Here is a 13437-nt window from a genome sequence, read left to right on the forward strand (position 1 = left end):
CCGATCGATCACCCTTCGAGCGCAACCATGAGCGTTACCGATGCCAAACGTCTCGCGTCTATCGACGCGCTCATTCTCCCGGCACCCGCCGCAGACCGATCTCGAGTCCGCGCTCCGTACGTAATTTTGCAGATCCTGATCGCCAGCGCCGCGCTGCTCTGGCTCGAAATGGATGGGGGCAACCGGCTTATCGCCGATCATTTGTACGCGTGGCAAGGCGGTCAATGGTGGTTGAAGGACCACTTCATCACTCGCACACTGATCCATCGCGGCGGAAAGTACCTGAGCCTGACGCTGTGGTTCGCGACCTTCGCGAGTTGGTTGTACGTGCGGAGTCGTGCGGATCTCATCGCATGGCGACGACCGCTGCTTTATTTGTTACTCGCGCCCCTGATCGCCACATTTCTCGTTTCGACCCTGAAATCGCTCACGGCGATTGATTGTCCTTGGGACATGCAGGGTTACGGCGGAACTCGCCCATACTTCGGGCTGTTCGATGCGAGGCCATTCGGTTTGCGCGACTCCGGCTGTTTTCCGTCCGGACACGCCAGCGCCGGTTATTGCTGGTTGGCATTGTACTTTTTCTTCGGCAGCGTAGCCCCGCGATGGCGACCGATCGGACTGATCATCGGTCTGGGGCTCGGCCTCACCTTCGGTATCGCGCAGCAATTGCGCGGGGCACATTTCGCATCGCACGACATCGTGACGTTGCTCGTGTGCTGGTTGACCGCAATGGCGCTGCACATCGTCTTGCGACCACGAACGAGTACGGGCCATTGATCGGCCGCGCGGCCGTGCCGAAGCGGTTTCATCGCTGGCAACCTGAGGTCAGCGTTGAATGGCTGACCTTGCTGATCTGCCTGTACCTGGCGGTGATCTTCAACGATGCGTTCTGGGAGGCCGCTCTTTCAGGGCGGTCAATGGGTGAGATCAGTACCTGGCGCCTCTTGCTGGGAACGTCTATCGCACTCTGTGCGTTGCATTTCACCGCGTTCGTTTGCTTTGCCAACCGTTGGACAGTCAAGCCTTTGCTGGGTGCCGTTGTCGTTACCAGTGCGATGGCCGCGTATTACATGGACCAGTACACCGTGTTCATGGATCCCGACATGCTGCGCAACGTGCTGCACACCGAATACAAGGAAGCGCGCGAGTTGGTGACCTTCGGTTTTGCGTCGAACGTGCTGTTGTGGTCGCTCGGCCCGCTGCTGGTGTTGTGGCGCGTGCGCATCCTGCATCGTCCTTGGCTACGCGCTGCCACGGTCAGAGTCCTCAGTGTGATCACAGCCATCGCGATAGCCGTGGGCGGGCTGGCACTTGGCTATCGCGACCTGTCCGCGCTGATGCGCAACCAGAAGGAAGTGCGCTACCTGGTTACGCCGGGCAATGTTCTGTATGGCGCAGGACGCGTGTTTTTAACCGATGCCCGCAAATCCCAGCAAGTGGTGACTCCAATCGGCGTCGATGCCCACGTGCGGGCGCGTCCTGCTTCGGCCAAACCACGATTGCTGGTGATCATTGTTGGTGAGACGGTGCGAGCCCAGAACTGGGGCCTGAACGGTTACAAACGTGAGACCACACCCCGGTTGCGGGCACTGAATGTCGTCAACTTTCGCAATGTCCAGTCCTGCGGGACGGCGACGGAAGTGTCCTTGCCGTGCATGTTCTCCGCGGTGGGCCGTCGCGACTATGACGAAGCACGAATCCACGGCGAAGAGTCGTTGCTGCACGTGCTGAACCACGCGGGTATCCGGACGCTGTGGCGCGACAATCAAACCGGTTGCAAAGGCGTTTGTTCCGGGCTGCCGTTCCAGCAATGGAACGCGGCCGAAGATCCGACGCTGTGTCCAGGACGGCCTGTGCTTCGACGAGATTTTGTTGCGGGACTTGCAGAAAGACATCGATGCGGCAGCGGGCGATCTGGCTGTTGTGCTGAATCCACTGGGCAATCACGGTCCGAGCTATTTCCTTCGCTATCCGAAAGCCTTCAGGAAGTTCACGCCCACTTGCGACACCCCAGACCTGGGTGCGTGTACCAATACACAGATCGTCAACAGTTACGACAACGCGGTGCTGTACGGGGACCACTTTGTCGCTGAGACGATTCAATTGTTGAATCGTCAGACAGCTCGCGAGAGCGCGTTGATCTACGTTTCGGATCATGGAGAGTCGCTCGGCGAACAGGGCATCTTTTTGCACGGAATCCCTTACACGATCGCCCCAGACGTGCAGACTGCGGTGCCTATGATCACGTGGCTGAGTAACGGATTCCTCAAGAGCGCAGCGCTCGACCTCAACTGCCTGCGACGGCAAAGTACTGCGCCGTTGACGCACGATCATCTGTTTCACAGCGTGCTCGGATTGCTCGACGTGGGGACAAGGACGTACGAGCCTTCGCTCGATGTGTTTGGTCGCTGCCGCGCCATCGCGAGCGATGGAGAACGCCCCGACATATCGAGCGACGTGGCGCGCTAGGCCGCACGCAATGCCGATCAAGCGCAGCAAGCGCACGGCCTGGAGAACATTTGATGCCACCTGCTGATTTCATGAATAGCGCGATCGGCTGGCTCGCCTGGACCGGGCTGCACATGTCGCCGTGGAAGGTCATCGGATTGACCGGCGCGCTGATGTTCGGTGGGCGCTGGCTGGTGCAGCTACTTGCCTCGCGCAAGCACAAGAAGCCGGTGATCCCACGGACGTTCTGGTACATGAGCCTGGTCGGTAGCGTGATGACACTGAGCTACTTCGTGTTCTCGCAAAAGCAGGATGCGGTCGGCATCATCCAAAACCTTTTCCCGGCGTTCACTGCTGCCTACAGCTTGTACCTGGACATCCAGCACCGCGGTTGGCGCAGTGATCGCGCCAGCCACTAGCTAGCGCGGTTACTCCATTCGGTCGCAGCAGTCGCACTGGACAGCCCGTGAGCGACAAGAACGCGGCTCCTAACTTCCAGCACGCTGCTGACGCGCGCTCTTCTCCATCACGGCACCAGACAGCCCATTCCACATCAGTGCCGCAACGCCAACGACCCAGCCGAGCGCGCCGGTCCAACCGGCAAGCACGTCTGAGGGATAGTGCACGCCGAGATAGACACGGGACAATCCCACAGCCACTACGAATGCCGCCCCAATGATCAACGCAAAGTAGCGCCACCGCGTCGGCCACAGCAACACGACGAGTGCGGCCACCGCGGCCATTGATCCCATGGCGTGGCCGCTCGGAAAGCTAAACGTTTTCTCGGAAGCGACCGATACCCACAGGTCTGGGCGTGCACGATGGAAAAGCAGTTTCGCCGCGACCGTCAGTACGGCCGCGCCTCCCACTGCGGCTGCCCAAAAGCCAGCGAGGCTCCAACGCCGACGTGCGAGCAGTATGACCAGCACGGCGATGTCTAGCGGCACGACACCCCAGTTCTGACCCAACTTCGAGATCAATCGCATGAGCCCGTCGAGGCGGGCTGAAGCAACGCGGTGGACGCCATTCATAATCGGGGCGTCATACGCAAATCGTTGGTACTCAATCAGGTCTTCCGCAATCGCGCCGAACCAGAGCAGTGGCAACAGTGACGCAAATGCCAGCACCAGAAGTCGACGCCAATGTTCCCGGCACCATGTCGTCCAGGAGAAGGGGATTGGCATGCGCCGACAAACCGTTGTGGCCGAGGTTGCACGCTAACCATTGAGATGTCGGATTGCGGTCGGAATCCGGGCTCCCAATCTCAGCGTCTTTTAACTGCCCGTAGTCGCAGGGACGATGACCAGGACCGTCCACAGCAGGCACGCATTGACGACCAGCAAGAACACCGCCGCCGAGCCCATGTCCTTGGCGCGGCCGGCCAGCGGATGCTGCTCCGCGCCGTAGCGCTCGATCACCGCTTCGATCGACGAATTCATCAATTCCATCGCGAGCACCAGCAGGCCGCTGCCTAACAACAGAGCCCGCTCCAACGGACTGCCACCCAGCAGCCAAGCCAGTGGAGCGGTCCCGACAAACAGGACGACTTCGAGACGGAACGATGATTCGTGCAGCCAAGCAGACTGCAACCCCTGCAACGACCAGCGCGCGGCCGCCAGCAGTCTGCGCGGTCCGCGCGGGAGATGCCCGTACTCATCTGCCATGGCAGCCACCAGCGTGCGCCCGCAGCGTGTCGACGATATGCCGTGGCGCCGGAAAGTCGCTGCATGCGCGTTGCCCGGACACGCGCAAGTCATGCGCGACCATTCTGGCCGGCGAGCGGCGCGCGTCAGTCAGCGGCATTCTCCACGGCTGCGCTGCGACCGTCCGGCGACGGCGCATCCGCGTGCAGGGAAATTGAAAGGTGTTGTTGGTGGCGTCGGTGTGCATGACTGTCTCGGGAGGACGATGCGAATTGGTTGGCGCACTCGCGCGCCAGGTTCGAACGGGCAGTGTCGGATCGCGGCTGTCGAAGGCACGTCGGAACGGTGTTGCCGACGCGTTAAAAAGGACATCCGGTTTCGGATGAGCATCAAAAGGCCGTGGAGTGCTCCTGACGCAATCGCATCGCTCTGACTGACCAGCGCAATGCCCACCGGGTGACTCGCGGGCCCGGGCAGAAACTGGCAGAGCGCGACCAGGTCCGAGTGGCTGCGTTCGCTCAGCCAGCGACGTTGGGTCACGATCTCGTCGCGGAAGTACGCCAGGTGCGCGATGGGGCCACCGAACGACGTCATGCCGAGGCGCAAGAAAGTCAAGAACACCGCCCAAAGCGTATTCCGCTGAATGAACTGCGGGGTGAATGCGGAAGGCGGCACAGGAGACGTTTGTTCGCGCTACGGACGGAAATGATAGTGCGTAGGCTAGAGACACAGGTTCGACCACGGACATGGGTTGAAATGGATAGGGACAAGGCGACGCATGGGAGCTTGGCAATGAGTTGGTCGCAACGACTTCGCCGGCCCGGCGTTTTCGCAGCGCTCGGCGCTGCGCTGCTCTTCGGCGCCGGGACGCCGCTGGCCAAAGGCCTGTTGCAGAGCGTCAACCCGTGGTTATTGGCCGCATTGTTCTACCTGGGCTCAGGGCTCGGCCTCTCGGTCTATAGGAGCATCCGGCGACTGCCCGCCGTGAAACTGGCGCGAGCGGAATGGCCGTGGCTGGCCGGGGCGATTCTCAGCGGGGGTGTGATCGGACCGGTGTTGCTGATGTTCGGCTTGACGGGCATGCCGGCGTCGGGCGCATCGCTGCTGCTGAATGCCGAAGGCGTGTTCACCGCGTTGCTCGCGTGGTTTGTTTTCCGTGAGAATTTCGATCGACGCATTTTCCTCGGCATGATCGCGATCGTCGCTGGCGCGGTCGTGCTCAGTTGGCCGGGAGAGGCCCGCTTCTCAAGCGCCTGGCCGGCGCTCGCGGTACTCGGTGCCTGCCTGGCCTGGGGCATCGACAACAATCTGACGCGCAAAGTGTCGCTGACCGATGCCACCTGGATTGCCGCGATCAAGGGAACCGTCGCAGGCAGTGTCAATCTGGTGATCGCGGTTGTGTTGGGTGCAACTTGGCCGCCGTGGGCGTCTTTCACCGGCGCACTCGTCGTCGGTTGCCTGGCCTATGGCGTGAGTCTGGCGTTGTTTGTCGTCGGTCTGCGTCATCTCGGCACGGCGCGCACCGGCGCCTACTTCTCGGTCGCGCCGTTCTTCGGCGCGTTGCTCGCGATTCCGTTGCTTGGCGAGTCAGTCAACGAGCGACTGCTGGTCGCTGGCGCCCTCATGGCCGTGGGCGTCTGGCTGCATCTGACCGAACAGCACGGCCACGTGCACACGCACGAAGTGCTGGAACACGATCACGAACACGTCCACGACGCGCATCACCAACATGAACACGATGACTCAGTGAAGCCCGGAGAGCCGCATCGCCACGGGCATCGGCACGAGCCACTGACGCACAGCCACGCACATTTTCCGGACGCGCATCACCGTCACGATCACTGAGCCCCTTTAGCGGGCGCGATAGGCCAGCAGCCGTAGCGCATTGCCAACGACCAGCAAGGTTGATCCTCGTGGAACAGCACCGCGACGCCCATGCGCATGCCGAAGATGGTCGCGGGGACGAGCAACGCGACCATGCCAAGACTGGCCCACAAGTTCTGGCGGATGATGCGTCGCGTCTGTCGGCTCAATCCGACGACGAAGGGCAAATGGTCGAGGTTGTCGGCCATCAACGCGACATCGGCGGTTTCAAGGGCCACATCCGAGCCGGCGGCTCCCATCGCAATGCCGACCGATGCGCTGGCCAGCGCCGGGGCATCGTTGACGCCGTCACCCACCATCGCGACCTCACCGGCCGCACGCAGTTTCTGAATCGCCTTGACCTTGTCTTCGGGCATCAGGTCGCCGTAGGCACGGTCGATGCCGACGCTCTTCGCGACCGAGTCTGCGACACGCTGGTTGTCGCCGGAAAGCATCACGAGTTCCGTCATACCCAGTTCGCGCAGCCGCGCGATGACCGCTCGCGCGGCAGCCCGCGGTGTGTCCATCAATCCGACCGCACCGAGATAGCGGACGCCGTGTCGCACCACAAAGACCGTGCGGCCGTCGTTTTCGAGCACACTGATGCCTTGCCCCAGCGCCTCCGGAATCGGAGGCCCACCAATCTCGGTAAACAGACTCTTCTTGCCGAGATGGACGAATGCTCCTTCGACCTGGGCGCGTAGTCCCTTGCCGGTGAGACTTTCCAGATTCGTGGCAACGGGCACGGCGACGGATGTCAGTCGCGCCGACCCATCGCGCACGACGGCCGCGGCCAGTGGGTGATCACTCAGGCGCTCGACCGCGATCGCGATGCGGAGCAATTCGTCTTCGCTCGCCCCATCCGCGGCCAGCACATCGGTCACGCGCGGCTGACCTTCCGTCAGCGTGCCGGTCTTGTCGAACGCGAGTGCATGCAAACGACCCAACAACTCCAGCGGCGCGCCACCTTTGATCAGCACACCGCCCCGCGCAGCGCGGGCAACACCGCTCAACACTGCGCTCGGCGTCGAGATCGCGAGCGCGCACGGGCTCGCCGCGACGAGCACCGCCATGGCGCGATAGAAGGTCGCGCTGAACGGCTCGTCGACGACGAAACCAGCGAAAAGCAGCAAACCGACGAGCCCGAGTACTGAAGGAACGAACACTCGTTGGAACCGATCCGTGAACAGCTGGGTCGGTGACTTTTGCGCCTCCGCCGATCGCACCAGTTCGACCACGCGAGCGAGCGTGCTCTGATCGGCGCGACGACTGACCTCAATCTCGAGCACGCGGCCACGGTTGATCGTGCCAGCGAACACACGATGCTCCGCCGTCACCGCATCCGGCCGTTGTCGTGCCGCTGCGCGATCCGGAACCGCGCGTTTGTCCACTGGAACGCTCTCGCCGGTGATCGCCGATTGGTCGATGCTGCTCTCGCCAAGGATTACAAAACCATCGACGGCCAAGCGCTCATCCGGCTTGACCACGACCACATCGCCTACCTGCAAGGTATTGGCGCCGACCTCGACCAACTCGTCGCCGCGCCGGACCAGTGCCGTTTCCGGACGCAGTTCGGACAGCGCTTCGATCGCTCGTTTGGCGCGTCCCATCGCATAGTTTTCGAGGGCGTGGCCGAGGCTGAACAGAAACAGCAGCAACGCGCCTTCGGCCCATTCGCCGAGACAAGCCGCACCGATCGCGGCGACCAACATCAGGCTGTCGATCTTCAGTTGGCGCGCGCGAAGATTTTCGATCGCTTCCCGCGTGGTGTAGTAACCGCCGGCGAGATAAGCGCCAACGAACAACGCCCAGGGCCAACGTGCGCCTTCATCGAGAGAGCGGTCGAGCAGCCAGCCCGCCAAGAGCAATCCGCCACAGAGCAGCGACAGGATGATTTCGGCGCGCCCCCCGAGCGCGCCGCCGACCCCATGGTCATGGCCGTGCGCGTGATCCTCTGAGGTGGCGGCGTGCGGGTCTTGTGTCTTTTGGGTCATGTCCGTTCTCAGTCAGGGTGAGGAGGCGCGTCCTGCGGAGGCAGAACTCGAGACGGCGGTTTAGGGACGACCGTCCGATCGGTGGGTGTAGCCGTGTGGCCGCTTCGATCCACACGCAGAGAGGCGACCGTGATCAGGTTGGCGGGCGTGACCAAGTAGTGCAGCGCCCTGTGGTCTCGCATCAGGCGCCGCATCTCGTGTTGCAGGAGGGCCATCGCCAATGTCGCGAAGGCGCAAGCCATGACCACCGCCATGACGCGTCGTGCGAAAGCTATGGGGAACGAAAAGCGTTCGACCTGTACCCGCCAGAGCAGCAACGCCGGCAAGCCGGCCTGCGTCGCCAACGTCCAAGCGAATGACCATGAGCCGAGCGCAGACGGTGTGACCAGATTGGATTGCAACGCGATGCGCATGCTCTCCGGATCAAGGTAGGCCCCGTTCGCCGAAGCGGCGTGGCTGATCACCGCCCCGGCCACCAGCAACAACGTCAACACGACCTTCGCGGTCACCCGAAGCAGCACCACGTAGAGCAAGACGACGTGCACGCAGATCAGCAGGATGAACACGGCGACGGCAACGGCTGCTCCGTTGAATCCCTCGAACGCACCGGCGTCCCGCGCCGCATGCCAGAACGCGCGGTTGCTCACGAGGGCAAAGAAGAGGCTTGCCAGGAGCGCGAGCAGCTCGACACTGACGTTCGGCCGCGCCCACAGCAGTCCAACGAGTCGCTGTTGCCGGGAAAGCGGCGGACCGCTCTTGCCCGCATCGCGCAAAAGCGAGATCCGCGGATCGCGTGCGCGCTTGCGTTTAGCCATGACGACGTGGATCGATCTTGCGGATTCTGAGCATCGAATTTCCTGAGAGCCATCGCGCGAGCGACCGTGCCGACGGTCGGTTCGGAAAAGCACGGAAGCGGCGCACCCCAGCAGAGCCGCCGCCCCGTCGTCCTCAACTCGAAACGGCAGCATCCTCGATGGCAATTCCCTGTTCGACCGCAGCGACGAAGATCCAACCCGAATTCTCGCGGCCCGTCCGACCATGGCGCCGGATCAGCGTCACCACGGCGTCGAGTTGGTCGTCTTCGCAAAACACATCGAGCTGGATCTCCTGCGTGACCCGTTCGCCCAGTTCGACCGAGTACTGCTGCTCGCGCGCGCTTGACGCGCGCAACAGACCGGCGGCATGGACGACGCTGATCCGACGTTCGCCGGCGGCTTCGAGGGCGTGGACGATGTCGCTCATGCGATGGGCATGCAGTAGCGCAGTGATGCGTTTCATGGCGATTTCTCCTGGGTACGTCGTTCAGCGCGGGTTTCCAGCCACTCATAGAGCACAGGCAACAGGATCAGCGTCAGGAAAGTCGAACTGATCAGGCCACCGACGACGACCGTCGCAAGAGGGCGCTGTGTCTCGGCGCCAACCCCGCTTGAGACCAGCATCGGCACCAGACCGAGGATCGCGACGCTTGCGGTCATCAGCACCGGTCGCAGGCGCAGCGCGGTGCCTTGCACGACCGCTTCACGCACCGACAGACCGCGTTCGCGCTGTTCGTTGAGGAACGTCACCAGCACGATGCCGTTCAACATCGCCACACCGAACACGGCGATGAAGCCGATCGCTGAGGGCACCGACAAGTACTGCCCAGTCAGAAACAGCGCGAGCAGCCCGCCGATCGTCGCGAATGGCACATTGGCCAGGATCAGTGCGGCGAACTTGATCGAGTTGAACGCGGTGTACAGCAGGACAAAGATGAAGAAGATCGTGATCGGCACGATCAGGCTCAACTTGGCCAACGCGCGTTGCTGGTTGGCAAATGCGCCACCCCATTCGACCCAGTATCCGGGCGGCAACTTCACCTGAGCCGCGATCGCGGCACCGGCTTCCTTGACGAAGCCGTCGACATCGCGGCCACGAACGTCCATCTGGATCACGGCATAGCGTTGCAGCTGTTCGCGGCGTACGAACGAATAGCCCTCCGCCACGGTCACATTGGCCACTTCCGACAACGGCACCAGTGCACCGGACGCCGCCTTCAGCGGGATGCGGCGCAGCGATTCAACCGAGGTGCGCACGTCGTCGTCGAGCCGCACGGCGATGTCGAAACGTTTGACGCCATCGAGCAACACACTGACCGGTTCCCCACCAAGTCCGTTGCGCACGATCGTCAGCACGTCCTCAGCGTTCATGCCGTGGCGCGCCAGTTCCTCACGATCGACCTCGATGCGGATCTGCGGCTTGCCGACATTGGCTTCGAGTGACAGGTCCGCCACGCCGGCGATGCCTGCCAGGATCGGCTTGATCTCCGCGCTGATCCGGTCGAGCTCGTTCAGATCCTCGCCGTAGAGTTTCAACGCCAGCGTTGCGCGCACGCCAGAGATCAACTCCTCGACGCGCATCTGGATTGGCTGGGTGTAGCCCGGCACCACGTTCGGCACCACTTTCTCCAGCGTCTCCTGCATGTCGACTTCGAGTTGCTTGATCGTGCGCCCAGACTTCCATTGCTTCTCGGGTGTCAGCGCGGTGTAGATCTCCATGTAGTTCACGTCGGCGGTCTCGCCTTTCTCGGCGCGGCCGATCATCGCGAGCGTGGTCTCGACCTCGGGAAACTTCTTGAAGGCATCGGCAATGGTCTTGCTGGTCTGGATCGATTCGTCGAGCGACGTCGACGGAATGCCAGTGACGCGCCACATGATCGAGCCTTCCTGCAACTGCGGCATGAACTCCTTGCCCAGGAACGGGAACAGCGCGAGGCTGCCGATCAAGGCGATGACGGCAGTGACCACAACGACGCCCTTGCGCGCGAGTGCTTTGGCGAGCATCGGCTGGTAGCCGCGTTTGAGCTGCGCGACCAGCCACGTGTCTTTCTCCTCCTTCGGCTTGAGGATCATCGACGCCAGCACCGGGATCAGCGTCAGACTGAGCAGCAATGATCCGCCCATTGCGAACGCGATGTTGAACGCCATCGGCTTGAACAATTTGCCTTCCAGCCCTTCGAGGCTGAACAGCGGCAGGAACACGACGATGATGATCAGGATGGCGAATGAGACCGGATTGGCGACTTCCCTCGCCGCAGCAAGCACGGCCGAGGTTCGATCCACGGTCTCCCCGTGCGCCTTGCGCTCGGCCATGATTCGGAACGCGTTCTCGACCATCACGACTGAACCATCGACCATCATGCCGATGCCGATCGCGAGGCCGGCGAGCGACATCAGGTTGGCCGACAATCCGAACTGGCCCATGCCGATGAACGCGATCAGCATCGCGAGTGGCAGCGTGACGATCACGACCAGCGCCGAGCGCAGTTCGCCCAAAAACAGGAACAGGACCACCGCGACCAGGATCGAACCTTCGATCAGGGCTTTGGTGGCGGTGCCGACGGCCTTGTTGACGAGGTCGGTGCGCTCATAGACCGGCTTGACGATCATGCCCTCAGGCAACGCACCGCTGACCGCGGCCAACTTCGTTTTCACTGCCTCGACGACATTCTTCGCGTTCTCGCCGATGCGGGACAGCGCCATGCCGAGCACGACTTCCTCTCCATCACGCGTCACCGCGCCAAAGCGAGGCGCCGGCGACTCGATCACCCGACCGATGTCGCGGATGTAGACGGGCACGCCGTCCTCGGCCTTGAGCACGATGCCACCGATGTCTTCGGCCGAGGTCAGCAAGCCGAGGCCGCGCACCAGATACTGCTCGCGGCCGACGTCCATCACATTGCCACCGACCTGGCCGTTGTTCGCTGGCAACGCGTTGATCACGTCGGCGAAGCTGAGGCCGCGCGCATACAACCGCTGTGGATCGATGCGCACCTGATACTCGCGCTCACCACCGCCCCAGGAGGTGACGTCGTCGACACCGGGTGCAGTGCGCAGGATCAGCCGCAACGTTCAGTCCTGCCAGGTGCGCAGATCCATGTCGGTGATTTCGTCTTTCGAAACACCGGGTGCACGCTCGACCGTGTACCAGAACACCTGACCAAGACCCGAGCTGTTCGGACCCATGCTCGGCTTGCCATAACCTTCCGGCAATCGATCACCAACTTCCTGCAACCGCTCGTTGACGAGCTGACGCGCGAAGTAGGTATCCATGTCGTCTTCGAAATACACCGAGACGTAGGACAACCCGAACAGGCTGACCGAACGGATCTCCTGCACTTTCGGCAGACCCGCCATCGCCGACTCGACCGGGAATGTCAGGAGTTGCTCGACGTCTTCGGCCGCGAGCCCGGGTGACTCGGTGTAGATGTTGACCTGGGCCGGCGTGACGTCGGGGAACGCATCGATCGGAACGTTGCGCACGGCTTGCGCGCCGAGAAACGCGATGACTCCGAATACGATCAGGACCAGAAACTTGTAGCGCAGCGAGAGTTCAACCAGACGATTCAGCATGGCGACCCTCCGGCGCGCGGCAGGCGGGTGTCAATGCGCATGACCTTCTCCCAACTGCGACTTCAGCATCTGCGCCTTGAGTGCGTAGGCACCCTCGACGACGATGACGTCGCCGGCACTGACGCCATCACTGATCACCGTCTGAGCGCCGACCACGGCACCGATGCGCACCGCGACCGGTGTCAGGGTGCCGTCGGCATCCTGACGAAACACGATCGATTCGCCTTCCAATTGCAACAGGGCTTCGGTCGGCACCGCCAATTGCGGTTCGGAGTCGCTGCCGGCATCGAGATAAGCCTCGACGTAGTCGCCACCATGCAGTTGGTCACCGGTGTTCACGACTTCGATGCGCACCAGCGCGTTGCGCGTGTTCTCGGACGTGCGATGCGCGCGTTGCACGACCTTGCCGGGCAACGTCACATCGCCGAGTACCAGTCGCGCGGCACTGCCGACGGCGACACGACGCGCGACATCGGCCGGCAATTTCGCGTCGACCCAGACCGTGGATTCGTCGACGAGCCGGAACAGGGTGCGGCCGGGTTCGATGCGTTCTCCGACGACGAAGTCGTCCTCGGTCAGTCGACCGGCGTGTGACGCATGCAGCGTGAACTCGCCATTGGACCGACCCGAACCCGCGGCTAAACCGTACGCGCGAGCCGTCGCCCTGGCTTGCTCGACGGCAACTTGCGCTTCGCTGTAGCGGCGGCCGGACACGGCTTCACGACCGAGCGCCTGGACGCGCTTCCAGTCCTGCTCTGCAATCGACAGCGTGCCTTGCGCGGTCGCAACTTCGACTGACGACAAGGTCACCAGTGGCGCACCGGCCTTCACTTCGTCACCCAGCTTGGCGTGCCGTCGAACGACCAAGGCCTCGACGCGTGGCGTGATCAGCGTCGTGCCATAGGCGTTGTCGACGACCTCGCCTGGCGTGCGCAATTCTTCGCGCAAAGACGCTTTGGCCAGTGTCGCGACGCGAATGCCGGCCGCCTTCATCGCCGCGGCGTCCATGCGGATCGGGGCCATGCCTTCTTCGCCTTCCTCGCCATGCTCGTCGCCGTGTTCATCCGCGCCTTCGTCGGCGTGTTCGTCGCCGTGTGC

8 protein-coding genes and 4 pseudogenes are annotated in these 13437 nt (G+C 62.7%); 4 read left to right on the forward strand and 8 right to left on the reverse strand.

Translation table 11 applies throughout. From position 1 onward, the window contains the following. The first annotated feature begins 27 nt into the window (after positions 1-27). The 3 genes and pseudogenes from IPG63_18180 to IPG63_18190 all read left to right on the forward strand — a co-directional run bounded on the left by IPG63_18180 (position 28) and on the right by IPG63_18190 (position 2870). Complete coding sequence (locus IPG63_18180; GenBank protein ID MBK6729099.1) at positions 28-780, forward strand: phosphatase PAP2 family protein; 753 nt, start codon at positions 28-30, stop codon at positions 778-780. Then, positions 777-2472: pseudogene (locus IPG63_18185) on the forward strand (phosphoethanolamine transferase). Before IPG63_18180 ends, IPG63_18185 begins: the two are co-directional and overlap by 4 nt. Positions 2473-2525: 53 nt before the next feature. Continuing rightward, on the forward strand, positions 2526-2870 hold the full coding sequence (locus IPG63_18190; protein MBK6729100.1) for a lipid-A-disaccharide synthase N-terminal domain-containing protein: 345 nt from the start codon (positions 2526-2528) through the stop codon (positions 2868-2870). Positions 2871-2939: 69 nt separating this feature from the next. Here the strand turns inward: IPG63_18190 and IPG63_18195 are convergent, their stop codons facing one another. The 3 genes and pseudogenes from IPG63_18195 to IPG63_18205 form a co-directional block, all read right to left on the reverse strand. Beyond that, positions 2940-3635 carry a phosphatase PAP2 family protein gene (locus IPG63_18195; protein MBK6729101.1) on the reverse strand — a complete coding sequence of 232 codons (696 nt, stop codon included), beginning with the start codon at positions 3633-3635 and terminating at the stop codon, positions 2940-2942. A 90-nt stretch (positions 3636-3725) separates the two neighbouring features. Beyond that, positions 3726-4115: a diacylglycerol kinase gene (locus IPG63_18200; protein ID MBK6729102.1), complete on the reverse strand. Its 390-nt coding sequence runs from the start codon at positions 4113-4115 to the stop codon at positions 3726-3728. Between the two features lie 381 nt (positions 4116-4496). Continuing rightward, positions 4497-4688, reverse strand: a pseudogene (locus IPG63_18205) (chromate transporter). Positions 4689-4886: 198 nt separating this feature from the next. On the opposite strand from IPG63_18205, the gene IPG63_18210 reads away from it, so the two are divergent. Then, a complete protein-coding gene (locus IPG63_18210; GenBank protein MBK6729103.1) occupies positions 4887-5939 on the forward strand; it encodes an EamA family transporter in 1053 nt (350 codons plus the stop codon). Between the two features lie 6 nt (positions 5940-5945). Here the strand turns inward: IPG63_18210 and IPG63_18215 are convergent. From IPG63_18215 to IPG63_18235, 5 genes and pseudogenes are all read right to left on the reverse strand, one after another. After that, a pseudogene (locus IPG63_18215) lies at positions 5946-7951 on the reverse strand (heavy metal translocating P-type ATPase). Positions 7952-7959: 8 nt separating this feature from the next. Then, the gene (locus tag IPG63_18220; protein MBK6729104.1) at positions 7960-8766 is read right to left on the reverse strand and encodes a DUF1705 domain-containing protein; all 807 of its coding nucleotides are present in this window, start codon (positions 8764-8766) and stop codon (positions 7960-7962) included. Positions 8767-8899: 133 nt separating this feature from the next. Further along, complete coding sequence (locus IPG63_18225) at positions 8900-9229, reverse strand: P-II family nitrogen regulator (GenBank protein MBK6729105.1); 330 nt, start codon at positions 9227-9229, stop codon at positions 8900-8902. Then, positions 9226-12339, reverse strand: a pseudogene (locus tag IPG63_18230) (efflux RND transporter permease subunit). The gene IPG63_18225 and the pseudogene IPG63_18230 overlap by 4 nt, the downstream one beginning before the upstream one ends. Before the next feature lie 30 nt (positions 12340-12369). Further along, positions 12370-13362 carry an efflux RND transporter periplasmic adaptor subunit gene (locus IPG63_18235; GenBank protein MBK6729106.1) on the reverse strand — a complete coding sequence of 331 codons (993 nt, stop codon included), beginning with the start codon at positions 13360-13362 and terminating at the stop codon, positions 12370-12372. Between the last annotated feature and the right edge of the window lie 75 nt (positions 13363-13437).

Source organism: Lysobacterales bacterium (genome assembly GCA_016703225.1).
Classification (GTDB): Bacteria; Pseudomonadota; Gammaproteobacteria; order Xanthomonadales; family Ahniellaceae; genus JADKHK01.